The sequence below is a fragment of the Duganella radicis genome (assembly GCF_009720825.1).
In the GTDB taxonomy this organism is placed as follows: domain Bacteria; phylum Pseudomonadota; class Gammaproteobacteria; order Burkholderiales; family Burkholderiaceae_D; genus Rugamonas; species Rugamonas radicis.
Genome location: NZ_WNKY01000035.1, coordinates 15221 through 41814, shown reverse-complemented (window position 1 = coordinate 41814; position 26594 = coordinate 15221). Strand labels below are relative to the sequence as shown.

Genomic DNA, 26594 nt, shown 5'->3' with positions numbered 1-26594 from the left:
GTCAGGATTCAAAGAAGGCCAGCACATCGCTCTTGCGCGCATGGGTGTCGCGCTGGCCGAGGCGAATCAACTCGCAAGTGTAGGTGGATTCAAACAGCAGGTAGGACGCCAGCGCGGCGCCGCGCGTTTCGGTGGCGCCGATGCCGGACAACATGGTGCGGATCGGCGCCGGCAGGCTGGCGATGTGGCGGCTGGCGATATCGTCCAGCCGTTCGGACGGCGCGATCACCAGCAATTCGATCGGCTTGAGCGGCGTCTTCTCCAGGTACTCCGGCGGCAGCATGGACAGGGTCTTGTTGACGCGCTCAAGCCGCTCGATATCCACCGCCAGGCTGTCGAGGAAAATGGACGACATGGCGTGGCCGGCGATCTGCGCCAGGCTGGGATAACGGGCCGCGTTCTTTTCGGCGGCGCTGCGCGGCGGTTCGGTCAGGCGCCCCGCCCCCACCACCAGCACCTTGCTGGCGCCGAGGTGGATCGCCGGCGAGATCGGCGCCAGCTGGCGCATCGAACCATCGCCGCAGTACTCGCGGTGGCCGCCCATGAACAGCGGCGTGGCCGGGAAGATGAACGGAATCGCCGACGACGCCAGCAAGTGTTCGACGCCGATCTGGTCCTGCAAGGCCACCCGCTGCATGCGTATCCATGGCGCGATGTCGGCGGCGGTCTGGTAAAAGGTCAGGTGATTACCGCCGGTGTAGGACGAGGCGGTGACGGCCAGCGCATGCAGCAGGCCTTCGGACAGCGCCATGTCGAGGCGCGGCAAATCCAGCATGCGGTGCAGCAGGCCGACCAGCGGCGTGTTGTCGAGCAGGGAGGCCGGCGGCGCGGCGCGCCATTTGCGCAGCAGCCAGCCGAAGGACAACAAGGACAGCCAGCGCGCGCCGGAGCGGATCACGCCCAGCGAATCGGCGCGGTAGACCTCTTCCACCTTGATATGCTGCCAGACGTCGAGCAGCTTTTGCACGCCCTCGCCGAAGTTATCGGCGCGGCAGGCCAGCGCGGTGGCGTTGATCGCCCCGGCCGACGTCCCGCAGATGATGTCGAAGGGATTGCGCGCCGGTGGCCAGCCCTCTTCCCACAGAATCTCCGAAATTGCCTGTAGCACGCCGACCTGATAGGCGGCACGGGCGCCGCCCCCGGTCAGGATCAGGCCTGTTTTTTTATCTCGTCCCATCTTGCAAGATTAGCAGGGTCTGTGCCGTTTGGGGAGGAGTTAATCCCCTAAAACGACACCTTCCCGGCGCGGATCGGCGCCGCCGAACCATTCTTCCCTGCCGTTGACGGTGCGGCGCTGGATGCCCTGCAAGCCCGAATTCTGGTCGTATTCGCGGATATCGTGACCGCGCGCTTTCAGCTGCTCGACCACCGCGCGGCTGACGCGCCCCGCTTCCAGCTCGGTCGGGCCGTTGCGGCTGCCGATATTGGGCAGGCTGATGGCCTGCTGCACGTCGAGGCCCCAGTCCAGCGTGCCGACCAGCACCTTGGCCACGTAGTTGATGATGGCGGAGCCGCCCGGCGAACCGGTGGCCAGCACCAGCTTGTGCGTGCCCTTGTCGAACACCAGCGTCGGCGACATGGCGCTGCGCGGACGCTTGCCCGGCTGGACGCGGTTGGCGATCGGGCCGTTTTCGTCCTGCGCATCGAAGGAGAAATCGGTCAGCTGGTTATTCAGCATGAAGCCGTCCACCATCTGGCGCGCGCCGAAGGCGTCTTCCACCGAGGTGGTCATCGACAGGCCGCCGCCAAAGGCATCCACCGCCACCAGATGCGAAGTGGATGGCTTGTCGATGGCGGTATCGGCGCCCCATGCCACCTGCATGGTGGCCGGGGTGCCGTATCTGGCGCGGCCCATGGATTGCTCGCCGATCAGCGAGGCGCGCTGTTTCAGGTAGCCCTTGTCCAGCATGGCGCTCACGCCCTTGCCGGGCAGCGGCACGAAGTCGGTGTCGGCGACGTAGCGGTTGCGGTCCGCGTAGGCCAGGCGGCCGGCTTCGGTGAACAGGTGGATGCCTTCGGCGGTCAGTTGGCCGTTGACCGGCTTGTACGGGCTGATGTCCCGGTTCTCCAGAATGCCCAGCATCTGCGCGATGGCGATGCCGCCCGAGGAAGGCGGCGGCGCACCGCACACCGTCCATTTTTTATAATCGCTACAGATTGGATCGCGCTCCCTGGCCTGATAGCCGGCGATGTCGGCGGCGGTCAGCTTGCCCGGATTGGTGGGATGCGAGGCCACCTTGGCGGCGATGTCCTGCGCGATGCGGCCCTTGTAGAAAGCATCGGCGCCGCCGTCGGCGATCTCGCGCAGGGTGCGCGCCAGCTCGGGATTTTTCAGCACATAGCCGACCGCGCGCGGCTTGCCGTCGGCATCGTAGAAATAGGCGCGCGCCACCGGGTCGCGGGCCAGGAATTTATCGTAGGAGATCAGCGCGTTCAAACGCGGGCTGACGGCAAAGCCGTTTTCCGCCAGCTGGATGGCCGGCTGGAACAGGACTTTCCACGGCAGCTTGCCGTGCTGCTTGTGCACCAGCTCCAGCATGCGCAACACGCCCGGCGCGCCGGTGGAACGGCCGCCGACCACGCCAGTTTCGCGCGACACCGGCTTGCCGTCCTTGTCCTGGAACAGATGTTCGTCCGCAGCGGCGGGCGCGGTTTCGCGGCCGTCGTAGGATTGCACGCGCTTGCCGTCCGAGTACATCAGGAAGGAACCGCCGCCGATGCCGGACGATTGCGGCTCCACCAGCGTCAGCACCATCTGCACGGCGATGGCGGCGTCGATGGCGCTGCCGCCCTGCTTCAGCATCTGATAGCCAGCTTGGGTGGCCAGCGGGTTGGCCGCGGCCACCATGAATTTTTGCGAGGACTTGCCGGCTTTCTCGGCATAGCCGGTGGCGATTTCCGGCGCATGGTCCGGCGTGATGCGTTGTGCGTGGACCGGCAATGCGCCCAGCAGGGCAAGACTCAGCGCGAGGATTTTCAAACGATGCATGGACACTCCAGAGTTTAGCGGGCCACCACAAACGCGCCGGCGCCGATCAGGAGCATGCCGAGGATTTTCATCGGCGTCAGCGTTTCATGCAGCAGTTGGGAGCCGAGCAGCGTCACCATCACGATGGTCACGGCGGTCATGAAGGGATAGGCGATGCTGATTTCCAGTCTGGCCAGCGCGAAGGAATAGCAGACAAAGCCCAGCACATAGGTGCTGCCAGCGCCGCCCAGCCAGGCCAGCCGGGCGAAGCTGATGCCCTCGCCGGCGTGGCTGGACATTTTGATCAGGAAGGTGGCGGCGGCGCTGGCGACGGAGGCCAGCACCAACCAGAGATAACCTGCGATAGATGGATTCATCCGCAGATTATACCGTCCTGCCCAATTACTTGGGCTGCATGCGGATCGCGCCGTCGAGGCGGATGGTCTCGCCGTTCAGCATCGGGTTCTCGATGACGGCTTTCGCCAGCATCGCATACTCGGCCGGCTTGCCGAGGCGCGGCGGGAACGGCACCATGGCGCCCAGCGCGTCCTGCACCTCCTGCGGCATGCCCATCAACATCGGCGTTTCGAAGATGCCCGGCGCGATGGTCATCACGCGGATGCCGTTGCGCGACAGGTCGCGCGCCATCGGCAGGGTCAGGCCGGCCACGGCGGCCTTGGAGGCGGCGTAGGCGGCCTGGCCGATCTGGCCGTCGAAGGCCGCCACCGAGGCGGTGTTGATGATGACGCCGCGTTCGCCGGTGTCCAGCGGCGCGTTCTTGCTCATGGCGTCGGCCGCCAGGCGCGCCATGTTGAAGGTGCCGATCAGGTTGATGCTGACCACGCGCTGGAACAACTCCAGCGGATGCGGACCGTCCTTGCCCACCGTCTTGGCGGCCGGGGCCACGCCGGCGCAGTTGATCACGCCGCGCAGCGTGCCTTGCGCCAGCGCCGCGGCCACCACCGCCTGGCCGTCGGCTTCGGCGGTGACGTCGCACTTGACGAAGACGGCGTTCAGTTCGTCCGCCAGCTTCTGGCCGGCTTCGGCCTGCACGTCCGCCAGCACCACCTTGCCGCCCTGCTCCACGATCATGCGCGCCGTGCCCGCGCCCAGACCCGAAGCGCCGCCGGTGATGATGAATACGTTGTCCTTGATCTGCATTCCTGTCTCCTGTCTTATTTGACGTTTACGTAAACGTCAGCATTATAACAAGGCGGCAGGGATGGCATCCAATCGGGCGACTTCGTAGGTGGGAATGGCTTCGGAGATGTTGGGCAGGCGCTCGGGGTTGAACCAGCAGGAATCGATGCCGTAGCGGTTGGCACCGAGGATGTCGGCATCCAGGCGGTCGCCGACGATCACGGTTTCGGCCTTGCCGACCTTGCGCGCCATGCCGGTGGCGTATTCGAAGAAGCGGCCGTCCGGCTTGGCGTAGCCGCAGGCTTCCGAGGTGGAGATGAAGGAGACATAGTCGCCCAGCCCGGACGCGGCCACGCGACGGTGCTGGATGGCGTCCACGCCGTTGGTGATGATGCCGACCTCGCCCACCGCCGCCAGCCGGGCGCACAGCGCCAACGCGCCGTCGATCAGCACCACGGTTTCGGACAGCGATTCCAGGTACAGCAGGCTGGCGGCCTCGGCATCGAGCGCCAGCCGGTTGGCCGCGAAGGTCTTGCGGAAGCGCTCGACCTTGAGGAAGTCCTTGCTGACGGCGCCGGTCTCGAAAGCGCGCCACAGCTCGGTGTTAATCGCCTGATATTGCGCGAACAGCGCGTCGGTCACGTCGCGGTGGCCCAGTTGGTGCAGGGTGCGCACAAAAGACAGCTGCTCGGAAGCCTTGAAGTCCAGCAGGGTGTCGTCCAGATCAAAAAGAAAGAGTCGATGTTTCATAACTCGACAGTTTACACGCTCTTCCTTTTGAACCTAGCATTGAATAGTCGCGCCTGAGCGGTTGCACACTTTGCCGGAGGGCGTGACCACGGCGCCGGCGCCCAGGCTGTTATAGCGTACGCCGTTGGCGCCGTAACAGCCGGCGGCGTCGCAGCTGGTGGTGGGCACGGGCGGCTTGACGATGCCGTCCAGCGCCGGCAATGGCGGCGAGGTCGGCATGGCCACTTTGGGCGGCGGCTTGGCCGCCGGCATGCGCTGGATGATTTGTGGCACCGGACGGCGCGGCATCGGCACCTTGGCCGGCGCGGTGCGGCACGGCTCCACCGCCAGCGCTTTACCATCTGCGCTGAGCTTGCAGACTGGCAGCCTGGCGTAATCCTCGGCGGCTTGATCCGCTTGATCGGCCTGGTCGGCCCAGGCGTATTCACACACCGCCATGCCGAACAGGAACACGACCGTGAAAGCGGCTGATTTCGCAATATTCATGGCCTTCCCTCCCTCTTTCCATTATTAGCCGCACAATCGCGGGAGGGAAGCCATGGATACAATTGGTAACCTTTACTGCTGAACCGGCATCGGCGGCGGTGGCGGCACCTCGGCCGGCGCCACCCTGGCTTGCGGCGGCGGCGCCGAGGACGACACCGCCAGCCAGCCGGCGGCCGGCAGCAGCGGCACCAGCAGCAGCGCCACGATGTTGATGATCTTGATCAGCGGATTCACCGCCGGGCCGGCCGTATCCTTGTACGGGTCGCCCACGGTATCGCCGGTCACGGCCGCCTTGTGGGCGTCCGACCCCTTGCCGCCGTGGTGGCCGTCTTCGATGAACTTTTTGGCGTTATCCCAGGCGCCACCGCCGGTGGTCATGGAAATCGCCACGAACAGGCCGGTGATGATGGTGCCCATCAACATGCCGCCCAGCGCGGCCGAACCCAGCAGCATGCCGACCAGAATCGGCACCACCACCGGCAGCAGCGACGGCACAATCATTTCCTTGATGGCCGAGGCGGTCAGCATGTCGACCGCCTTGTCGTACTCCGGCTTGCCGGTGCCTTCCATGATGCCCTTGATGTCGCGGAACTGGCGGCGCACTTCCACCACCACCGCGCCGGCCGCGCGCCCCACCGCTTCCATCGCCATGGCGCCGAACAGGTACGGCACCAGGCCGCCGATGATCAGGCCGACGATCACCATCGGATTCGACAGGTCGAAGGAAATACTGCGTCCGGCCGATTCCAGCGCGTGGGTGTAATCGGCAAACAGCACCAGCGCGGCCAGGCCGGCCGAGCCGATCGCATAGCCCTTGGTGACGGCCTTGGTGGTGTTGCCCACCGCGTCCAGCGGATCGGTAATCGCGCGCACCGAGTCCGGCATGCCCGACATTTCGGCGATGCCGCCGGCGTTGTCGGTGATCGGACCGTAGGCGTCCAGCGCCACCACGATGCCGGCCATGGACAGCATGGCGGTGGCGGCGATCGCCACGCCGTACAGCTGGCCCAGCTGGTAGGACACCAGGATGGCCGCGCACACCGCCAGCACCGGCCAGGCGGTGGATTTCATCGATACGCCCAGGCCGGCAATGATGTTGGTGCCGTGGCCGGTGGTCGAGGCTTCAGCGATATGTTTGACCGGATGGAAATCGGTGCCGGTGTAGTACTCGGTGATGTAGACCATTAGCCCGGTCAGCACGATGCCGACCACGGTGCAGCCAATCATCTTGTAGCGCATGGCGTCGTCCGGCCACAGCTGCCAGGTCACCACCACGAAGCCGATCAGCGACAGGCCGGCCGCCCACCACAGGCCGGTGTACAGCGCCGACATGATTTTCTTGCCCGGCTTGGCCTTGACCATGGAGCAGCCGATGATGGAGCCGATGATGGACACCGCGCCCAGCAGCAGCGGATAAATCACGGCGGTCGGGCCGGCGGCGCCCATCAGCAGCGCGCCCAGCAGCATGGTGGCGATCAGCGTCACCACATAGGTTTCGAACAGGTCGGCCGCCATGCCGGCGCAGTCGCCGACGTTGTCACCGACGTTATCGGCAATCACCGCCGGGTTGCGCGGGTCGTCTTCGGGAATGCCGGCTTCCACCTTGCCGACCAGGTCGGCGCCGACGTCCGCGCCCTTGGTGAAGATGCCGCCGCCCAGTCGCGCGAAGATCGAAATCAGCGAGGCGCCAAAGGCCAGGCCGATCATCGGCTTGATGACGTCGTGCAGCGTCTGCGTCGGATTCGGAAAGGCTGACGAGGCCAGGCCGGTCAGGAACATATAGAACAGCGTCACGCCCAGCAGGCCCAGGCCGACCACCAGCATGCCGGTGATGGCGCCGCCCTTGAACGCCACATCCAACGCCTCGTTCATGCCCTTGGCCGCCGCTTGCGCCGTGCGCACATTGGCACGCACCGAGACGTTCATGCCGATGAAGCCGCACGCGCCCGACAGCACGGCGCCGATCAGGAAGCCGATGGCGGTATGCATATCGAGCAGGACAGCAATGAGGATGAGCAGCACCACCCCGACAATCCCGATGGTGCGGTATTGGCGCGCCAGATAAGCGGCGGCGCCCTGTTGTATCGCCAGCGCGATTTCCTGCATGCGCGGATTGCCCGCGTCCTGTCGCAGAATCCAGCTCCGCGACCAAAGTCCATAAACCACGGCAATGATGCCGCACGCAACTGCCAACCATAAGCTGCCTGCCATAGTGTCCCCTTATTGTTGTTGATCGATCCCACAAACCACACTTCAACCAGCCGCTGCTTGTGGCAACGGCTCGCTAACCTGCGAACTGCAAAACTGAAAAACTGGGATGGCGTCGGCGAAAAAAAAGCGGACCATCGGTCCGCTCTACTTTAACCCTTATTTCGATAGCGCGGCAAACGCGCTGTCGCGAATTTGTTCAACGGGGCCGACGCCCTCGATGCGGCGGTACTTCGGCGCGCCCGGTTCACCGGTCTGTGCCCAGGTGTTGTAGTAGCCCAGCAGCACCTCGGTCTGGTTGTGGTAGACGTCCAGGCGCTTCTTCACGACTTCGGCCTTGTCGTCGTCGCGCTGCACCAGCGGTTCGCCGGTGACGTCGTCCTTGCCTTCTTCTTTCGGCGGGTTGAACTTGACGTGGTAGACGCGGCCCGAGGCCGGGTGGCAGCGGCGGCCGTCCATGCGTTCGATGATCTGCTCGTCCGGCACGGCGATTTCCAGCACGTAGTCCACGGCCACGCCGCCGTCCTTCATGGCGTCGGCCTGGGCGATGGTGCGCGGGAAGCCGTCGAACAGGTAGCCGTTGGCGCAGTCCGGCTGGGCCAGACGGTCCTTGACCAGACCGATGATGATGTCATCCGACACCAGCCCCCCCGCGTCCATCACTTTTTTGGCAGCCAGACCCAGCTCCGTGCCAGCCTTGATGGCGGCGCGCAGCATATCACCAGTGGAAATTTGCGGGATGTTGTATTTTTCTTTGATGAAATTAGCCTGAGTGCCCTTGCCGGCACCTGGTGCTCCTAACAGAATGAGACGCATGAAGTTTCCTAAAAACAGATTTGGGATATGGGGTTAGTTAGTGTCAGATCGTACGAAACTTACCACAAAACTTAGTCTTTACGCCAATTTCTGCTTGATATTCCGTGTGAATATCGCACAGTTACAGACGTTATATCAGCACTTACTGACTTGTACCTGACGTTTTTCTACCCGGATTAATAGTGCTGGCGGACCCGCTCCAGGTCTTCCGGCGTGTCCACGCCGGCGGCCGGGGCCGAGTCCGTGACGTGCACGGCAATCGGATAGCCGTGCCACAGCACGCGCAGCTGCTCCAGCGCTTCGATGCTTTCCAGCGGCGACACTTCCAGCGCCGGATAGGCTTGCAGGAAGTCGTTGCGGTAGGCGTACAGTCCGATGTGGCGGAGCGGTACGTAGCCGGCAGGCAGGTGATCTTTGGACTGCGCGAAGGCGTCGCGGTTCCACGGTATGGTCGCGCGCGAGAAATACAGGGCGCGGCCGGTCTTGTCCAGCACCACTTTCACCACGTTGGGATTGAAGGCATCGGCGGCCTCGTGCAGCGGGTGGGCGCAGGTGGACATCGGCACGTCGGCGCCGATGCGGGCGGCGGCCGCTTGCAGCAGGGCCGGATCGATCAGCGGCTCGTCGCCCTGCAGGTTGACGATGACCGCGTCCAGCGGCAACTTGAGCTGCTGCGCCACTTCGGCGATGCGGTCGGTGCCGGAGGGATGGTCGGCGCGCGTCATGCACACCTCCACGCCATGCTGCTCGCAGGCGGCCTGGATGTCCGCGTGGTCGGTGGCGACGATGATGCGCGAGGCGCCCGACAGCTGGGCGCGTTCGGCCACGCGCACCACCATCGGCTTGCCGCCGAGGTCGGCAAGCGGCTTGTTCGGCAGGCGGGTCGAGGCCAGGCGGGCCGGGATGATGACGATGAAAGACACTGGCTTATTCCGCCTTGTCTTGCAGGGTGCGCGCCTCGTCGGCCCACATGATGGGGATGCCGTCGCGGATAGGATAGGCCAGGCGATCGCCTTTGCAAATCATCTCCTGCGCCTTTTTATCGTACTCCAGCGGGCCTTTGCAGACCGGGCATACCAGGATATCAAGCAATCGAGCGTCCACGACATTTCTCCACAATTTGGTCGGCTAGCGCGCGGTCGATGCGCGCTGTTACCGGGACGACCCACAGGCGTGGATCGTCGCTGAGTTCTTCAATTTGCGCACATTTTACTGCATCCTTCTCGGTCATCAAGATAAGGTCGGCCTCGAGGGCGGCAAATGGACGGTCCTGGAAGTCGTGATGATCGGGCAAAGGCAGCTCGGTGATGTGCAGGCCGGCAGCTTTCAGCATGCCGAAAAAGCGCGCTGGATTGCCGATGCCGGCGGCGGCGGCGATGCGCAGGCCACCCGCGCCGGCGCCGGCAGCCTGCTGCCGCGCCAGCTCGGCCAGCGTGCGGCGCTGCGTGCGGTCGCGCAATTGTTCGGCGACGTCGCCGGCCAGGATCATCTGCACCGGCGCGCCCGGGGCCAGCGGCACACCCGCTCCGGCATGCCCTGCCTCAGCGGCCAGCGACGCCCCAGGGTCCGCGTGCGCAGCGTTGCGGCCCAGCGGCGCGCCCACCGCGGCGGCCAGCGCCGGCGTCAACTGCGGCGCGTTGATGACGGTGAAATCGCGCCGGCGCGAGACCGGTTCGCGCAGCGGCCCGGCCGGCAGCAGCCAGCCGTTGCCCGCGCCTCGGCCATCGAACAGAATAATTTCCACGTCACGCTGCAACTGATAGTGCTGCAAGCCGTCGTCGGTCAGCAGGATGTCCACCTCGGGATGCGCGGCCAGCAGCGCGCGGCCGGTGGCGGCGCGGTCGCGCCCCACCATCACCGGCGCGCCGGTGCGCTGCCTGATCAACAGCGGCTCATCGCCCACCTGCGCCGCGGTCGACGCCGCCGTCACCTCGCGCGCGCCCACTTCCGAGCTGCCGAAACCGCGCGAAATCACCCCCGGCCGCAAGCCGGCCGCCTGCAAAGCCTGCACCAGCCAGATGGTCAGCGGCGTCTTGCCGGTGCCGCCGATGTAGATATTCCCCACCACCACCACCGGCACCGGCAACCGCGACGATTTGAGCACGCCCGCGCGGAACAAGGCCACGCGCAGACCGCTCAGCAGGCGAAACAGCAGAGACACCGGCCACAAGGCACAGGCCAGCGGACCGCGCCGCAGCCAGTTACGCGTCAGCGTGGACTCCAGCGCCGACGATTTATTTGCCGCCACCGGTTTGCGCCGCGAAAGTCAGTTTCTCGTAGCCGGCAATGCGCGCGGCTTCCATCACATTGATCACCATCTGGTGCATGGCGAACTGGTCGGCATTGACGATCACCACCGGCGACTTGCCGGCCTGGCCGCCCTTGCCGGCCGCCTCGCGCAGCGCCTGCGCGAAGCCGTTCACATCGCGGAACGACACCGGCTCGCCGTTGATGGTGTAGTTGCCCTTGGCGTCCACCGTGACGTTGAGTTCAAACGGCTTCTCGGTGGCCTTCTGCGCATCGGCGGTCGGCAGCGTGATTTGCAGCTCGGTGAACTTGCTGTACGTCGTGCTGACCATCAGGAAAATCAGGATCACCAGCAGCACGTCGATGAACGGGATCAGGTTGATCTCCGGATCTTCGCGGCGCTGGCCTTTGCGGAAATTCATGGCGCGTCCTTACTTGCGCTTGCTGTGGACGATGTCGACAAACTTCACCGCCTGCTGCTCCATGTCGATGATGAAGCTGTCCACCAGCGCGCGGAAATGGCGGTAGAACACCAGGGTCGGCATGGCGATCGCCAGGCCGAAGCCGGTGTTGTACAAGGCCACCGAAATACCGTGCGCCAGCGCCGCCGGATTGGAACCGGCCGCGTTCTGTGAACCGAAAATCTCGATCATGCCGACCACCGTGCCGAACAAGCCCATCAGCGGCGCCAGGGTGGCGATGGTGCCCAGCGTGGTGAGGAAACGCTCCAGCGTGTGCGCCACGCCGCTGCCTGCTTCCTCGATGGACTCCTTCATTACTTCGCGCGGCGCGTCCACATTGCGCAGCGCGGCCGACAGCACGATGCCCAGCGGCGAGCTTTTTTCCAGCTTGTCGATGATATCGGGCGTGATGTTGTTGTTACGGTAGACCTGCACCACCTCGTCCAGCAGCTTGCGCGGGATGATCTTGCCACGGCGCAGATACATCAGGCGTTCGACAATCAGGGCCATTGCGACGATGGACGCGATCAACAACAGCCAGATGGGCCAACCAGCAGCTTGGAATATGGCGAGCAAGACGAACTCCTAGATATTAACAACCGAATGGCGCAATGTATCTTGTTGGGCCGATGTCGGCAAGTGTCTGGTGGAGTTCTCAACATTTTCTGTGGACAATAATGTGTGCAAGCCAACAGCTTCATAGCTAAACCATTGATCTGTAAGGAGATACTCACCCAGCTTAAAAATCGCGCAGCTGCGGTCGAGCTTATCCCAGTTATGCCCATTTTCTGTGGACAAGATTGTGAGCAAGGAGTTGAACTTATCTCAAGCCATTGATTTAAAAGGATATTTTCTCTTTGCATAAAAAACGCGCAGCTTTTTCGTAGCCAAACTACGCTGTGCACTTCCCCACACTTCGTGTGGATAAGATTGTTAGCAAGCACTTTCACAACATGAAACACCCTTGATTTATAAGGGATTTTTTGCCCTGAGTAAAAATTTGGCACGAGGGTGTTTTTAGGCGGTTTTCAGAAGAAAAACAGGTTTATCCACCGGCCGGCGGCGACGCGCTACTGATCGCTTTCAGCTATCGCGCGCAACTGTGCACTTCTGCACATTTTGTGTGGATAAGATTGTTAGCAAGGCGCAAGTTAGAAAATCAAGTCATTGATTTGTCATCGTTTTATTGCCGTGCGCAAAAATAAAGCAGGCGATTTCGCGGGTCAGGCAGTGCATTCGGATGCACGCAAATTCACGTCCGGCGATATTCACCGGACCAGGGTTCATAATGACCAGCGCCGAGTTTTGCACAAATTCTGTGGATAAAAGTGTGCGAAACAGTGCACACCCAACCCTAAGTCATTGATTTGTCACGATATACTTTCTTTGCGTAAATTTTGTGCATGATAAAATCAGCAACAAGAAAAAGGCTATCGCTCACCTAAGTTCCACACATCTTTTGTGGATAACTTTGTGCGTAACCGCTGTTGCCAACCGCAAAGTGCTTGATCTGTAAGGGTTTTTCCGCCCTGCACGCAAATACGGCAGAAATGTTTACCCTTTAAAATCATGGACCTACCTATAATACCTGGCGTTTTTGCTACTCTGTGACCGCTGTGTGACCAAACGCACATAGTGTGGATAGTTTCCTTTTTTGAAATTCTATGACCTTCGACAACCGCCAAGATTCCGCCCCGGTGCTGACCGTCAGCGCGCTCAACCAAGCCGTCGCGCGCCTGCTGGAACGCAGTTTTCCCCTGACGTGGATTTCCGGCGAAGTGTCCAACTTCACGCGGGCGGCGTCGGGCCACTGGTACTTCACGCTGAAAGATGATGGCGCTCAAGTGCGGGCGGTCATGTTCCGCGGCCGCGCGCAGTACGCCAACTTTGTGCCCCGCGAGGGCGACAAGGTCGAGGTGCGGGCGCTGGTCACGCTGTACGGACCGCGCGGCGATTACCAGATCAATGTGGAAGCGATCCGCCGCGCCGGCGTCGGATCGCTGTTTGAAGCCTTCCAGCGCCTGAAGGAAAAGCTCGATGCGGCGGGCCTGTTCCATCCGGACCGCAAGCGCGCGCTGCCGATGTTTGCCCGCACGGTCGGCATCGTCACCAGTCCGCAGGCGGCGGCGCTGCGCGACGTGCTGACCGCCTTGCAGCGGCGCGCGCCGCATGTGCAAGTGGTGCTCTACCCTACTCCGGTGCAGGGCCAGCTGGCGGCGGAAAAGATCGCGGCAGCCATCGATACCGCCTCGCTGCGCGGCGAGTGCGATGTGCTGATCGTGTGCCGGGGCGGCGGCAGCATCGAGGATTTGTGGTCGTTCAATGACGAGGAAGTGGCATATGCGGTGGCGAATTGCCGCATGCCGGTGATCTCCGGCGTGGGTCACGAGACCGACTTCACGATCTGCGACTTTGCCGCCGACCTGCGCGCCGCCACGCCGACGGCGGCGGCCGAACTGGCGGTCACGCCGCGCGCCGACTGGATCGGCTCCCTGAAGGCGGACGTGATCGACATACGCCGCGCCATGCGCCGCGCGCTCAACGACGCGGAGCAAACGCTGGACGGCTACACGCGCCGCCTGTTGAACCCGAGCGCGCAGATCGACCAGCAACGCCACAAGCTGCGCGCGCTGGCGACCAACATGACGCACGCCAACCGCGCGCCATTGACGCAAGCACGTCATCAACTGGATCGGCTGAGCGGCAGGCTGGGCGCGCGCAAGCCGGATGTGACGGCTTCGCGCGCGGTGCTGGCCAACTTGCAGCATCGCGCGGCGACCGGCATCGCACGCCAGCTGCACCAGAAGCGCGATGCCCTGGCCGCGCTGTCCTCGCAACTGGAATTACTGAATCCCCAGCGCACGCTGGAGCGCGGCTACGCCATCGTCACCAACCAGGAAGGCGCCATCGTGCGCGCACCGTCGCAACTGAAGCCACAGACCTCCGTCAACCTCCGCCTCGCCGAAGGCGCCGCGCAGGTCGGCATCGACAGCGTCGACTAAGCGGCCGACAGCATGGCCGACATGCCGGTCAGCACGGGGTTTTGTTCGATGATGACGTAGGTGGGAATGTGGGCCAGGTAGTCGGAGAAACGCCCCTTTTGCTCGAAGCGGGCGCGGAAGCCTGAACGTTCGAAGAAGTCGCTCATTTTCAGCACGATGCGGCCGCCGATGTAGATGCCGCCTTTCGCGCCCAGGGTCAGCGCGACGTTACCCGCCACGGTGCCCAGCATTTCGCAGAAGGCCAGCAGGGTTTCTTCGCACACCGGATCGAGCCGGTGCACGCCGCGGTCCATGATTTCGGCGGTGCTCAGATTCTGCGGCTCCACACGCGCGCGCTCGCACAGGGCGCGGTACACCAGCGAGATGCCGATGCCCGACACCAGCCGCTCGCTCGACACATGCTCGTGATAACGGCGCGCGTAACGCAAAATATCGATCTCGCGCTCGTTCATCGGCGCGAAGGTGGCATGGCCGCCCTCGCTGTCGATGGCGATCCAGCGGTCGCCGGCCGGCACCAGCCCGGATACGCCCAGGCCCGCATCCGCCCCCACCAGCCCGATGGTGGCGCCGCTGCGGATGATGCCGCCGCCGATTTGGTGCTTGTGCTCCGGCGCCAGATACGGCAAGGCGCTGGCCAGCGCGGTGAAGTCGTTCACCACCACCAGCGATTTCAGACTGAATTGCGAACACACCGCCTCGATCGAGAACGACCAGTGATGGTTGGTCATGGTCACCCAATCGCCATCGATCGGATTGGCGATCGCGATGCCGGCGAAACGCGCCTGGTAGCCGCCCGCCGCCACCGTCGCCGTCTGCGACAGATAGGCCACCAGCGCGGCGCCCAGCGTCGGATAGGCCTGGCATTCGGTCACCCAGATCGCCTCGATCCGGTTGGGCGCGGTTTCCAGCCCGAAGCTGGCGCTGCTGCCGCCAATGTCGGCCAGAATGCGCGGGCCGTGCGCGAGGTGCGAAAAAGCGTCGCGTTTCATGTCTCTTTCCGATCTGTCTCTTGTAGTTCTCGCATGCACTTGAATTATATGACATTGCATGTCATGAAAACGTTTTCAAGCGGCTACTCATTAAATACCCTCGGCAGCGGAAAGTCAATGCACCTTAAGTTTTATGGTAACCTTCGGCGAAAAGGTTTTCAGAACTACATCGATAAAGGAAGTACCTTGGCAGACACACCTCACTCCTCCGGCCCATCGACCCTGATGGATGTTGCGCGCCAGGCGGGAGTGTCACCGAGCACGGTGTCACGTATTCTCAACGGCACCGCCAAGGTCTCGGACGACAAGCGCCAGGCCGTGCTGGCGGCCATCGAGCAGATGAATTTCGCGCCCAACCAGATGGCGCAGGGCCTGAAAAAGGGCCGCTCCATGACCATCGGCATCGTGGTGCAGGATATCTCCTCCCCGTTCTTTGACGAAACGCTGCGTGGCGTGGACGACGGCCTCAAGGGCACCGGCTTCGCCTCGGTGATCGTCAGCGGCCACTGGAACGCCGAAGAGGAAGCCGACCGCATCCGCCTGCTGCTGGCGCGCAAGGTCGACGGCATCATCCTGCTGTCGGGCCGCATGGCGGACGACACGGTGCTGAAATTCTCGGCCCAGCGCCCCATCGTCTCCACCGGCCGCGCGCTGCAAACCCGCAGCGCGCTGGGCTTCAAGATGGACAATGAATACGGCGCCTACCTGGCCGTGCACCATTTGATCGAGCTGGGCCACCGCCAGATCGCCTTTATTTCCGGCCCGTCCAACAACAGCGACGCCGACGAGCGCCTGGCCGGCTACAAGCGCGCGCTGCACGAGGCGAACATTCCGCTGGACGAGAACCTGATCGTCGAGGGCAACTACCACGAGGCCAGCGGCATGCTGGCCATGAACCGCCTGTTCGATACCCACCAGAACTTCACCGCCGTGTTTGCCGCCAACGACCTGAGCGCCTACGGCGCGCGGCTGGCCTTGTACCGCAAGGGCATCCGGGTGCCGGACGATATTTCGCTGGTCGGCTTCGACGATCTGCCCGGCTCGTCCTACACCACGCCGCCGCTGACCACCATCCGCCAGCCACTGTACGACATCGGCCGCATCGCCACCCAGGCGTTGCTTCGCATCATCAACGGCGAGGAGGCGCGCGGCGAGGTGCCGCCGCTGGAGCTGATCGTGCGCGAAACCACGCGCCGGGTACGTTGACGTCTATAGTATCCACACAAAAAGCCTGCCTTTTCAGCGGTCGCCGCCCATCCGCTTTACAATGGTGGGCGTTTCGACATTTTTAACACCTACACAAAGGAAGAACAATGGAACATACCCTGCCACCTCTGCCATATGCCATCGACGCCCTGGCGCCTGCCATCTCGCAAGAAACGCTGGAATACCACTACGGTAAGCACCACCAAACGTATGTCACCAACCTGAACAACCTGATCAAAGGTACCGAGTTCGAAAACCTGTCGCTGGAAGAAATCATCAAGAAATCGTCGGGCGGCATCTTCAACAACTCGGCGCAAATCTGGAACCACACCTTCTTCTGGAACAGCCTGACCCCGAACGGCAAAGGCGCACCAAGCGGCGCGCTGGCCGACGCCATCAACGCCAAGTGGGGCTCGTTCGACAAGTTCAAGGAAGAGTTCACCAAGTCGGCCGTCGGCAACTTCGGTTCGAGCTGGACCTGGCTGGTGAAAAAAGCCGACGGTTCGCTGGACATCGTCAACACCTCGAACGCCGCCACCCCGCTGACCACCGATGCCAAAGCGCTGATCACCATCGACCTGTGGGAACACGCTTACTACATCGACTACCGCAACGCCCGTCCCAAGTTCATCGAGACCTTCTTCAAGCTCGCCAACTGGGACTTCGCTGCCGCCAACTTCGCCTGAGCGATCCCGGCAGCGTAAGCCAGAAAGCCCGCTCCGGCGGGCTTTTTTTCGCCCGTTTGATGTACGACAAAGCCGTATCAACGTGCTAGCATATCTTTTCAAGGCGAAGGCCATCTCCGACTTATCGTGTAAGCGCAGCTAAAGCAAAAATGAGAAGAAAATGACACTGGACATCAGGGGAAGTATCAAGAACACGAAGCTCAGTCACAACCCTTATGTTGTCTTCGAAGAGCTGATCTCCAACGCCATCGACTCTTATCTCATTCGAAAACACAGTGATCCTTCCGCGCCGGCGATGCGGATTCAAATCGACATCGACTTCACTCCGGCCGATATTCTTGACGACAAAGAAGATCTCGCTGTTCGCTGTCTGGACAACGGTTGCGGCCTTGGCGAGCAACAGCTGGAGGCCTTCCTGACAAAAGATACCTCTTACAAGGATGATCTTTCCATATCGGGGATCGGGAAATGCAAAGGCGCCGGGCGCATACAGTACTTCCACCACTTCTCATCCCTGGCGATAGACAGCACCTACCGTCAAGACGGCGGCATCGTTCGCTGCGTGATGCAGTATGCTGAACCGAAAAAGCAAATTACCGCCGAGGACTTCAAAACGGCAAGCGGAAGCGAAGACGCTATCGGCACTACCGTCAGACTTCAAAACTTCAAGGATTCAGTACGAATCCGGATTGCACGTAATGAAGCGCTAAGCAGCATTTTTTCGGCGTCGAATCTCAAGCATCAAATGCTCGTCGCTTTCCTTCAAAGACTGATCGGGCTGGATGAACGCTTGGGTGACTTCGAGATTACTTTCATCAGCCGCCATTGGAAATTTCCTGAGCAGCGTGCCTCGCTCAAACATTCCGACCTGCCGGAGGTGACAGCGGAGCGCATGGTCCAAGTTGAAGAACGCGACCCGCTCACAGGGAATAATCTCGGCACACATCAAGACTTTAAACTTTCTCATTACCGCCTTGAGGCCAGCAGCTACAGCCTGCCCAAGAACGCAATCGCTTTCTGCGCAAAATCGTCTCCCGTCAAGGATATTACACCCCGATATTTACGAACACGCAGCGAACAAAACAATCCAGTCAGCGGCTTCCACCATATCGTGCTCATCGAAAGCGACTACCTGGACCAACAAGTCAATGAGCAGCGCGACGATTTCGACAATATCCCTGATGAAATTCCGGCCAACGATATGTACGTGTCTGGCAAGCTATCCTATTCCGCGATATATGACGCTATCGATCAGGCAATTGATGAAATGGTCGCGCCCGCCGACTGGAGCAAGGAAGAAGTTCTCAGGGACGTTATCGATCAATTCGGTATCAGCGAAGACATGCTGCAAGATACGTCGACACGCATCGTCTATGGTGAATCGGCGTATTCGATCGCTCAACGCGTACTGAAGAAGTACCAGGAGCGCGTGCTGGACGAAACAGCGGAGATCTACAACCTGAAGCAGGAGATCATGCAGGCGGAGCCCGACAGTGAACTGTTCCGCAAGAAGATCAACGAACTGGCCTGGAAATACACTGCGTCTCTCAAGAATTTTGACATGGCGAATCTGTCGCAACTGATCGTACGCCGCGCAGCGATCATTCAAGTCTTGGATTTAGCATGCAGCAAACAATTGCCGGCTCAAACTGCCACGGACATTCTGCGCCGCAAAGATGAACGTATCATCCACAGCATCTTCTTCCCAATGCGTAAAGACAGCACGGAGTGCGTGGACCATGATATCTGGCTCCTGAGCGAAGAGTACCACTACTACGATTACATCGCCTCTGATATTCCGCTTTCAAGCATTAAGTGGGATGATGGAACGAAGGCTTTCGACAGCGATATCGATGACAGTTTCCTGAAGCTGCTTGCAAAACGAGCTGGTGATAATGCGGCAAAACGGCCGGACATTGCCCTGTTCAGCAAAGAAGGATCAGCAATCATTATCGAATTCAAGGCTCCCGGCGTATCAATGGATGAGCACATCGGCGATCTGACGGAATATGCCCATCTGCTCGCGGCAAAATCTGGTGGGAAGATCCAGAAATTCTATGGGTATCTCATCGGCGACACCGTCAACCCGCTGCGCTTGAGCGGCTGGACATCGTTCCCAACCGGGGACGGATGGTTCCATTCAACTCCGTTAACAGACCCGCATACCCGCGTATCGCTCGGTGAAACCTATTTTGAAATATTACATTTCAAAGATGTAATCGAACGAGCCAAGAAGCGGATCGGGATTTATCAGAGCAAGCTAAAACTCAACCTGGACATTCCCAAGAAAATGACCGGCACATAGCAACGCAAGTGGCAGATGCCCACTCCTGTGAATCTTCGGCAGCGCAGCTATAATCGTCGGGCCCAACCTCACATGGAGACTGATTAATGACCTACCTCGCGTCCCCGCACCGCTATGATGAGATGCAGTACCGCACCTGCGGCCGCAGTGGCCTGAAGCTGCCGGCCATGTCGCTCGGCTTGTGGCATAACTTTGGCGACACCAACAACCTGGCCTCGCAGCGCGAGATGCTGCGCACCGCGTTCGATCTGGGCATCACCCACTTCGACCTCGCCAATAACTACGGCCCGCCCTACGGTTCCGCCGAGTCCAACTTCGGCCACCACTTCAAGCAGGATTTCAAGCCGTACCGCGATGAGCTGATCATCTCCACCAAGGCCGGCTGGGATATGTGGCCCGGCCCTTACGGCCAGGGCGGTGGTTCGCGCAAGTATGTGCTGGCCAGCCTCGATCAGTCGCTGCAACGCATGGGTCTCGATTACGTCGATATCTTCTATTCCCACCGCTTCGATCCCGATACGCCGCTGGAGGAAACCATGGGCGCCTTGGCGCACGCGGTCCATCAGGGCAAGGCGCTGTACGTGGGCGTGTCGTCCTACTCGGCCGAGAAAACCGCCGAAGCCGCGCGCCTGCTCAAGGAATGGAAGGTGCCGTGCCTGATCCACCAGCCTTCCTACAATATGCTGAACCGCTGGATCGAGACCGAGGGTTTGCTCGATACGCTGGGCAAGGAAGGCATCGGCTGCATCACCTTCACCGCGCTGGCGCAGGGCATCCTAAGCGACAAATATCTGAACGGCGTGCCGGCCGATGCGCGCGTCAATCGTCCGGGCGGCGGCTCGCTGCTGCCGTCGCACCTGAGCGAGGCCAATCTGGAGCGCGTGCGCGGCCTGAATGAAATCGCCAAACGGCGCGGCCAGACGCTGGCGCAGATGGCGCTGGCCTGGGTGCTGCGCGATCCGCGCGTCACCTCCACATTGATCGGCGCCAGCAACGCCGCGCAAATCCGCGAGAACGTGGCCGCCTTGAAGAACCTGAGCTTCACGCTGGAAGAGCTGGCGCAGATCGATGCGCAAGCGCAGGAAGGCGCGATCAATCTCTGGGCCGGATCGTCGTCGCACCGATAATGGATCGCTTCAATGCCATGCGCATCTTCACCCGCATTGTGGAACTGGGCAGTTTCAGCAAGGCGGCGGAAGATTTGCAGATACCGGCCGCCACGGCCACCTACACCATCAAGCAGCTGGAGGCGCGCCTGGGCGTGCGCCTGTTGCAGCGAACCACGCGCCACGTCAGCACCACGCTGGACGGGCAAGCGTATTACGAACGCTGCGTGCGCATTCTGGCCGACGTCGAGGAAACCGAGGCCGGCTTCGGCAACAGCGGCGTGGCGCCGCGCGGCAAGCTGCGGGTGGATTTGCAGGGCACGCTGGCCCGGCATTATGTGCTACCGCGCCTGAAGGAATTCTTCGTCCGCTATCCGCGGATTGAACTGGAGATCGGCATGGGCGACCGCCTGGTCGATCTGGTGCGCGATGGGGTCGATTGCGTGCTGCGCGTGGGCGAGTTGCGCGACTCCAGCATGGTGGGCCGCCGCGTCGCCAGCTTGCAGCAGGTGACTTGCGCCAGCGCCGCTTATTTCGAGCAGCATGGCGTGCCGCTCACGCTGGAAGACCTGCACGCGCAGGGCCACCGGGCGGTGAATTTCTTCTCGTCCGCCACCGGCAAGATGTTCCCGTTTGATTTTATCGTCGATGGCGAGGAGCGCAGCATCCACCTACCGGGCAGCGTGTCGGTCGGCAGCGCCGAAGCCTACGCCGCCTGCTGCGCCAACGATCTGGGACTGGTACAGATGCCACGCTATCACGTGGAACAGGAACTGCGCAGCGGCGCTTTCCGCGAGGTGCTGGCGGAGTGGCGCCCGCGCCCGATGCCGGTGTCGGTGCTATATCCGCACCAGCGCCAGTTGTCGCCGCGCGTGCGCGTGTTTGTCGACTGGCTGTCGGATGTGATGAGCGTGGCCAGCTAAAAACTAGCCGCTGGTGCGCGACCAGTCGCGCCGCTCCACACGCGCCAGCTGCGGCGGCACATCACGCTCGACATTGTCGTCATCCGGCTCCGGCACCGCTTCGCGGAATTCGCCGTCCACCACAGGAATCGCTTCGACGTGGTCGAAGCCGATATCGCTGCCCGCTTCCGACATGTCCACGCTGGCGCGCTCACCGGTGCCTTCGGCGTCGGTGTCGCTATCCAGTTCGGTATCCGGTTCGCCCACGACATCACTGCCGCTGTCGGAGTTGTCGCTCGGCCCCAGCGCGCGCGTGCCGTGGCCGCGTCCCAGTGTGCGGTCGTTGCCTGCCGGGATGTTGTCCGGGTCCAAGGTACTGTCAGCCATGACTGTCTCCTTATCAAAAAACCATTGGACCACCATGCGCCACACCCCGTCGGTGTGCTAGCGCACATAAGGCTATCGTTCTCATAGGAATTTTTTACTTTACAAATGTAATATTCATCTCTATAGTTAAGCCATCAACCAAGGAGAACATCATGAGCACCACCACCAAACACCTGCTGACCGCCGCCGCTACCGTCGCTTTCGCGATCGCCGCCACCGCTACCACCGTCACCAGCGCCTTCGCGCAAACCACCGCGACGCCGGCCGCCACCACCGCTGCCGCCACCAGCACCGCCGCCCAGAACACCGTGGCCAACAGCGCGCTGGCATCGGTCAAAGTTCAACCTGTCGGCAAGACCCGCGCCGAAGTGCAAGCCGAGTTCCTGGAAGCCCGTAAAAACGGCACCCTGCTGGAAACCGAAGCCGACTTCGACGTCGCCCAGACCCGCAAGCACGTCATCGCCAAGTAAGCAGTGAAACGCGCGTCCGCCACCGCCTTCGCTGCTGCTGCCCTGCTGGCCGGTTGCGCGGACATGGGCAAGGTCCGGCCACAAGCCGTGCCACTGCAAGCCGCCGCCCTGAATCCGGGCAAGGCGCTCGGCGCCGCCAGCGCCAACATCGCCTGGCCGGATGAGCGCTGGTGGGAAGCGCTGCATGACGCGCAGCTGAACCGGCTGGTGAACACCGCGTTGAGCGACAACCCGTCGCTGCGCGCGGCGCTGGCCCGCATGCGCCAGGCCGAAGCCCTGGCCGGCGTGGCCAAGGCCGCCACGCAAGCGCGCGTGGATGCCTCGGCCAGCGCCGACCGCGAGTTGTACTCGGCGCACAGCACGATCCCCGCTCCGCTCGCAGGGAACTACGCGTGGAAGAACACCGCCACGCTATCCGGTTCCTACGATCTGGATTGGTGGGGTCGCAATCGCGATGCGCTGGCCGCCGCGCTGGATGACATGCACATGGCAGCCGCCGAATCGCAGATGGCGCGCCTGACGCTGGAGACCTCCATCGTCCGCGGCTACGTCCAGCTGTCGCTGGCCTATGCCTTGCAGGACAGCGTGGCGGAGAATCTGGCGCAGCGCCAGCGCATCCTGGACATCACGCGCCGCCGTAAGGCGGCCGGGCTGGCCAGCGATCTGGAGGTGGCGAATATCGAAACAACGCTGCCGGCCGGACGGCGCGAGCATGAGCAATATGGCGAGACCATTGCCCTGCTGCGCAACCAGCTGGCGGCACTGATCGGCAAGGGACCGGGCGACGGCGATACGATCGCCCGGCCGATGCTGGCCTTACAGGAAGGCGCCGGCGCAGCGGTGCCGGCCAACCTGCCGGCCGAACTAGTCGGCCGCCGTCCCGACATCGTGGCGCAGCGCTGGCGCGTGGAAGCGGCCAGTTCGCGCATCGAAGGCGCGAAGAAGGACTTCTACCCAAACGTGAATCTGGCGGCGTTTGTCGGCATGCAGTCGCTGGGCTTCGGTCACTTCCTGGATGCCGGCTCGCATATGCGCGGCATCACACCGGCCGTCAGCCTGCCGGTGTTTGAGGGCGGCCGCTTGCGCAGCCAGTTGGGCAACCAGACCGCGATCTACGACGGCGCGGTCGAGCAGTACAACGCCGCAGTGATACAAGCCATGGCGGACGTCGCCAACGCGGTGGTGAGGATAGAATCGGTGAGGCAGCAGGATCGGCTGGCGCAACGCGCGCTGGCATCGGCGCGGCGCCAGCAGCAGTTGGCGGAAAAGGCTTACGCCGCCGGCATGACGGATTCGCTGAATGTCATCAACGCACAGCTGACCTTATTGAACGAACAGCAGCAAATGGCGCAAGTGGCTGGCAAACAACTCGATAACTTCGCATTGTTGATGTCCGCGCTGGGTGGAGGCATAAATCTGGATTCATATTGATACATCAATAGTACAATCAATCCTTTCCAAAAATATTAGAGGAGTGGCAATGAGTAGTTTTGAAGCGACTAAAAAACGCCTAAAAAACATCCATGGCCGAATACCGGAGTTCCCAGAGGAGTTGATGCGCCTGGTGCGCATGACTTACCACATCCAGAAACGGATGAAAGATTTGAGCAACGCCGCGCTGCGCAAATACGAGCTGGTGGACGCCAGCTACATGGTGCTGGCAGTGCTGTACGGTTCGGACAATGAGACATCCACCGCATCCACGCTGGGCGAAGCCTGCATGGAAAAGCCGGCCAATCTGACGCGCGTGTGTAACGACCTGGAAGCACAGGGTTTGATCACGCGCGGCAACCGCCCTGGCGACCGTCGTTGCGTGATGATCTCGCTGACCGACGATGGCCGCGCATTGGCCGAGAAGGTGCTGCCGGAGGTATGGAACAAGACCACGCGCGCTTACGATGGCTTTAGCCCGGACGAAGTAAAACAACTGGAATCGCTGCTGAAACGGCAGCTCGATAATTTAGAATCTCTTAGCTAGACCTCAGCACATGAACGCATCTCCCGCCGCCCAGCCCTCCCCGGAACACAGCGCGGCGCGGAGAGTCTTCAAGTGGTTTCAGTTCCAGACAGCCGACTGGCTGCGCACCGAAGGCGAACGCTGGATCTTTGTCGCCAAGGCCATGTTGGCCTCCTTCTCCGCTCTATGGCTGGCCTTCCGGCTGGGCCTCGATGCTCCCTACACCGCACTTGCCACCACCATTATTCTGGCGATGCCCAGCAGCGGCATGGTGCTGGAAAAGGCGTTCTATCGTTTTCTTGGCACGCTGGTGGGCTGCTCGGCCGCGCTGGCGCTGGTGGCGTTGTTTCCGCAAATGCCGACGGTGCTGTTTATCGGGCTGGCGTTGTGGGTGGCCTTGTGCACCGGCGGCGCGGCCATGCATCGCAATCAGCAGTCGTACAGTTTTGTGCTGGCCGGTTATACGGCGGTGATGATCGCGGTGCCGGCGGTGGATGCGCCTTCCAATGTGTTCACGCTGGCGGTGACGCGCGTGACGGAGGTTGGGCTGGGGATTATTTGTTCGGCGGTGGTGCACGATGTGATTTTCCCGCGCCGTCATTCGCGCGCGGTGATGCGCACGGTGCAGGCGCGCTATGCGGGCTTTATTGGTTTTTGCCAGCAGGTGCTGGAGCATCGCATCACGCCGGAACAGGCGGAGTTGAATCACCTGCGCTTTGCGGCAGATATCGCCGCGCTGGAATCGGGCCGCGCCGCCGCGTTCTTTGAAGCCGGCCATTCGCGCAGCCACACGCGGCAGCTGCACGCCTTCAATGCGGCATTCATGACCGCGCTCACGACTTTCTACACACTGCACCGCCTCGCCCACCGCCTGCGCGCAGCCGGCGGCGTGAACGGCACGGGCCGCGTCGACGAGGGCGTGGCCGACGCGGTGGGCACAGGCCACGTCCACGCGAGTGAGGCCGATGCGCGGCATGCGGACCACGACAACGCGGGTGCGGGTGCGGGCGCGGGCGGTGCGGGTCATGCGGATGGTGCGGGGCGGGTGCTGTCGCAGGTGGAGCCGATGTATGCGCATATGGCGGCTGCGCTGCGCGACGAGCTGACTTCGGCGCGGCTGGCGCAGATGCGCCATGCCTTGGCCAACGATATCGCCGCCGCCCGCGCGCAGTTGGCGGACGGCCCGGCGCTGGAGCGCGCGCAACAGATCGATTTCGACACGGCTGTCGAGCTGCTGGAGCGCTTCGCCGGCAACCTCGCCGACTTCGCCGCGCTGTACCACGGCCTGACGCAGCAGAAGCGCCAGCAGCTCAGCGATCCCGGGGCTTACTCGCCCAAGACGCCGCCCGCCATCATCGTCGCCAGCGGCTTTCGCGCCGGTGCCACGCTGCTGGTGACGGCCGCCATGTGGTACTGGCTGGCCTGGCCCGCCACCATTAACGCCATCCTGATGGCGACGATTTTCTGCGCGCTGGCCTCCTCCTCGCCACGTCCCACAGTGCTGGTGCAGCAAGTGCTGATCGGCTTCCTGATCGCCATGCCGTTGGCCTTCATCACCGAATTCCTGATGGTCTCCAAGGCCGACAACTTCTACCCGCTGCTGCTGGCCGCCCTGCCCCTGTTTGCCTTCGGCGCTTACCTGAGCAGCGGCGCGCGCTGGGGCGGCGTGGGCGTCGGCCTCGGCATGTTCTCCGCCACGCTGGTGGTGCCAACCAACCTGATGCGCTACGACGTCGAATCCTTCATCAGCAGCGAACTTTCGCTGACCCTGGGCGTGGTGGTGGCCTACCTGATGTTCAAGGTGGTGCTGCCCGAGCACACCATGGGCCATCGCGGCCACGTCGCCGCCGCGCTGTGGCGCGAAGCGCAGAGCGCATGCGGCGCGCGCCTGCACCGCCTGAAGCGCCGCTTCGACAATCGCGTGCGCGATCTGCTCAGCCAACTGAACGCCGCCGCCGGCCCGGCGCCCAATGCCGAAACCCGCGCCGTGGTGCGCCAGGGCCTGACCTTGCTGGAACTGGGCCACGCCATCATCGAACTGCGTCAATTGATCGCCGCCTCGCACGCCGGCGCAGCGCGCGACAGCCTCGAAGCGGTACTGAGGCTGCTGGCCGCCTACGTGCGCGCACCATCGCGTCAGGCCGGCGAGCGCGCACTGCAAGCCGTACTCGATGCCGGCACCGCGGTGCGCGCCGCCCTGCCCGACGCCCATCCCGAACGGCGCGCGCGCCTGCATACCGCGCTGACCGATCTGCATTCCATCTACACGTCCTTGCTGGACCAGCTTTCAGGAGATTCCCATGCCGCGTGAAGTCGATTTCTTTGGCGTGCTGCTACCCGGCGTGCTGCCGGTGTTCCTCGCCGCCGTGCTGCTGCAACTGGTACTGGACGCGGGCCTGAGCCACATCGGTGCATACCGCCGCAGCTGGCACCCGGCGCTGGTGCGGCTTTGCATGTTCGTCTGCATCTTCAGCGCCCTGCTGGTCACCCTGTACAACTAATTCTTCA

26 protein-coding genes are annotated in these 26594 nt (G+C 62.5%); 11 read left to right on the top strand and 15 right to left on the bottom strand.

Annotated elements, in window-relative coordinates:
• Position 1: 1 nt before the first annotated feature.
• From GM676_RS23440 to GM676_RS23380, 13 genes are all read right to left on the bottom strand, one after another.
• Entirely contained in the window at positions 2 to 1177 is a 1176-nt protein-coding gene (locus GM676_RS23440) for a patatin-like phospholipase family protein (protein ID WP_155466457.1), read from the bottom strand.
• A 39-nt stretch (positions 1178 to 1216) separates the two neighbouring features.
• The gene (ggt, locus tag GM676_RS23435; RefSeq protein WP_155466456.1) at positions 1217 to 2989 is read right to left on the bottom strand and encodes a gamma-glutamyltransferase; all 1773 of its coding nucleotides are present in this window, start codon (positions 2987 to 2989) and stop codon (positions 1217 to 1219) included.
• A 14-nt stretch (positions 2990 to 3003) separates the two neighbouring features.
• Positions 3004 to 3345, bottom strand: coding sequence for an SMR family transporter (locus GM676_RS23430; RefSeq protein ID WP_155466455.1), 342 nt, complete (start codon positions 3343 to 3345; stop codon positions 3004 to 3006).
• Between the two features lie 25 nt (positions 3346 to 3370).
• Positions 3371 to 4129, bottom strand: a complete 759-nt coding sequence (locus GM676_RS23425; protein WP_155466454.1) for an SDR family NAD(P)-dependent oxidoreductase — start codon at positions 4127 to 4129, stop codon at positions 3371 to 3373.
• A 42-nt stretch (positions 4130 to 4171) separates the two neighbouring features.
• A complete protein-coding gene (locus GM676_RS23420; protein WP_155466453.1) occupies positions 4172 to 4858 on the bottom strand; it encodes a YjjG family noncanonical pyrimidine nucleotidase in 687 nt (228 codons plus the stop codon).
• Between the two features lie 33 nt (positions 4859 to 4891).
• Positions 4892 to 5344: a hypothetical protein gene (locus GM676_RS23415; RefSeq protein WP_155466452.1), complete on the bottom strand. Its 453-nt coding sequence runs from the start codon at positions 5342 to 5344 to the stop codon at positions 4892 to 4894.
• 72 nt (positions 5345 to 5416) lie between these two features.
• A complete protein-coding gene (locus GM676_RS23410) occupies positions 5417 to 7555 on the bottom strand; it encodes a sodium-translocating pyrophosphatase (RefSeq protein ID WP_155466451.1) in 2139 nt (712 codons plus the stop codon).
• 156 nt (positions 7556 to 7711) lie between these two features.
• On the bottom strand, positions 7712 to 8368 hold the full coding sequence (gene adk / locus GM676_RS23405; protein WP_155466450.1) for an adenylate kinase: 657 nt from the start codon (positions 8366 to 8368) through the stop codon (positions 7712 to 7714).
• 176 nt (positions 8369 to 8544) lie between these two features.
• A complete protein-coding gene (kdsB, locus tag GM676_RS23400) occupies positions 8545 to 9291 on the bottom strand; it encodes a 3-deoxy-manno-octulosonate cytidylyltransferase (RefSeq protein ID WP_371866350.1) in 747 nt (248 codons plus the stop codon).
• A 4-nt stretch (positions 9292 to 9295) separates the two neighbouring features.
• Positions 9296 to 9472: a Trm112 family protein gene (locus GM676_RS23395; protein ID WP_008446346.1), complete on the bottom strand. Its 177-nt coding sequence runs from the start codon at positions 9470 to 9472 to the stop codon at positions 9296 to 9298.
• A complete protein-coding gene (lpxK, locus tag GM676_RS23390) occupies positions 9453 to 10616 on the bottom strand; it encodes a tetraacyldisaccharide 4'-kinase (RefSeq protein WP_371866349.1) in 1164 nt (387 codons plus the stop codon). The genes GM676_RS23395 and lpxK overlap by 20 nt, the downstream gene beginning before the upstream one ends.
• Positions 10603 to 11037, bottom strand: coding sequence for an ExbD/TolR family protein (locus tag GM676_RS23385; protein ID WP_155466449.1), 435 nt, complete (start codon positions 11035 to 11037; stop codon positions 10603 to 10605). Before GM676_RS23385 ends, lpxK begins: the two co-directional genes overlap by 14 nt.
• A gap of 9 nt (positions 11038 to 11046) precedes the next feature.
• Positions 11047 to 11652 (bottom strand): MotA/TolQ/ExbB proton channel family protein, encoded by a 606-nt coding sequence (locus tag GM676_RS23380; protein ID WP_155466448.1) that lies wholly within the window; start codon positions 11650 to 11652, stop codon positions 11047 to 11049.
• Positions 11653 to 12740: 1088 nt separating this feature from the next.
• On the opposite strand from GM676_RS23380, the gene xseA reads away from it, so the two are divergent.
• On the top strand, positions 12741 to 14078 hold the full coding sequence (gene xseA / locus GM676_RS23375) for an exodeoxyribonuclease VII large subunit (protein WP_155466447.1): 1338 nt from the start codon (positions 12741 to 12743) through the stop codon (positions 14076 to 14078).
• Here xseA and glk read toward each other — a convergent pair.
• Positions 14075 to 15067, bottom strand: a complete 993-nt coding sequence (glk, locus tag GM676_RS23370) for a glucokinase (RefSeq protein WP_155466445.1) — start codon at positions 15065 to 15067, stop codon at positions 14075 to 14077. The two genes, xseA and glk, sit on opposite strands and share 4 nt — an antisense overlap.
• 225 nt (positions 15068 to 15292) lie before the next feature.
• Between glk and GM676_RS23365 the strand changes: the two genes are divergently transcribed.
• The 5 genes from GM676_RS23365 (at position 15293) to GM676_RS23345 (ending at position 21293) form a co-directional block, all read left to right on the top strand.
• Positions 15293 to 16273 (top strand): LacI family DNA-binding transcriptional regulator, encoded by a 981-nt coding sequence (locus GM676_RS23365; RefSeq protein WP_155466484.1) that lies wholly within the window; start codon positions 15293 to 15295, stop codon positions 16271 to 16273.
• A gap of 107 nt (positions 16274 to 16380) precedes the next feature.
• On the top strand, positions 16381 to 16959 hold the full coding sequence (sodB, locus tag GM676_RS23360) for a superoxide dismutase [Fe] (RefSeq protein WP_155466443.1): 579 nt from the start codon (positions 16381 to 16383) through the stop codon (positions 16957 to 16959).
• Positions 16960 to 17119: 160 nt separating this feature from the next.
• The gene (locus GM676_RS23355) at positions 17120 to 19264 is read left to right on the top strand and encodes a hypothetical protein (RefSeq protein ID WP_155466441.1); all 2145 of its coding nucleotides are present in this window, start codon (positions 17120 to 17122) and stop codon (positions 19262 to 19264) included.
• An 86-nt stretch (positions 19265 to 19350) separates the two neighbouring features.
• Positions 19351 to 20391 (top strand): L-glyceraldehyde 3-phosphate reductase, encoded by a 1041-nt coding sequence (gene mgrA, locus GM676_RS23350; protein WP_155466439.1) that lies wholly within the window; start codon positions 19351 to 19353, stop codon positions 20389 to 20391.
• Entirely contained in the window at positions 20391 to 21293 is a 903-nt protein-coding gene (locus tag GM676_RS23345) for a LysR family transcriptional regulator (RefSeq protein WP_155466437.1), read from the top strand. Before mgrA ends, GM676_RS23345 begins: the two co-directional genes overlap by 1 nt.
• Before the next feature lie 3 nt (positions 21294 to 21296).
• On the opposite strand, the gene GM676_RS32375 is transcribed toward GM676_RS23345, so the two are convergent.
• Complete coding sequence (locus GM676_RS32375; protein ID WP_229262832.1) at positions 21297 to 21659, bottom strand: hypothetical protein; 363 nt, start codon at positions 21657 to 21659, stop codon at positions 21297 to 21299.
• 152 nt (positions 21660 to 21811) lie between these two features.
• Between GM676_RS32375 and GM676_RS23335 the strand changes: the two genes are divergently transcribed.
• From GM676_RS23335 to GM676_RS23315, 5 genes are all read left to right on the top strand, one after another.
• Positions 21812 to 22129: a DUF4148 domain-containing protein gene (locus GM676_RS23335; RefSeq protein ID WP_155466435.1), complete on the top strand. Its 318-nt coding sequence runs from the start codon at positions 21812 to 21814 to the stop codon at positions 22127 to 22129.
• Between the two features lie 3 nt (positions 22130 to 22132).
• On the top strand, positions 22133 to 23560 hold the full coding sequence (locus tag GM676_RS23330; RefSeq protein ID WP_371866348.1) for an efflux transporter outer membrane subunit: 1428 nt from the start codon (positions 22133 to 22135) through the stop codon (positions 23558 to 23560).
• Between the two features lie 163 nt (positions 23561 to 23723).
• Positions 23724 to 24107, top strand: a complete 384-nt coding sequence (locus GM676_RS23325) for a MarR family winged helix-turn-helix transcriptional regulator (RefSeq protein ID WP_308936698.1) — start codon at positions 23724 to 23726, stop codon at positions 24105 to 24107.
• Between the two features lie 10 nt (positions 24108 to 24117).
• Positions 24118 to 26397, top strand: coding sequence for an FUSC family protein (locus GM676_RS23320; RefSeq protein ID WP_155466431.1), 2280 nt, complete (start codon positions 24118 to 24120; stop codon positions 26395 to 26397).
• Positions 26387 to 26587: a DUF1656 domain-containing protein gene (locus GM676_RS23315; RefSeq protein WP_155466429.1), complete on the top strand. Its 201-nt coding sequence runs from the start codon at positions 26387 to 26389 to the stop codon at positions 26585 to 26587. Before GM676_RS23320 ends, GM676_RS23315 begins: the two co-directional genes overlap by 11 nt.
• Positions 26588 to 26594 lie beyond the last annotated feature (7 nt).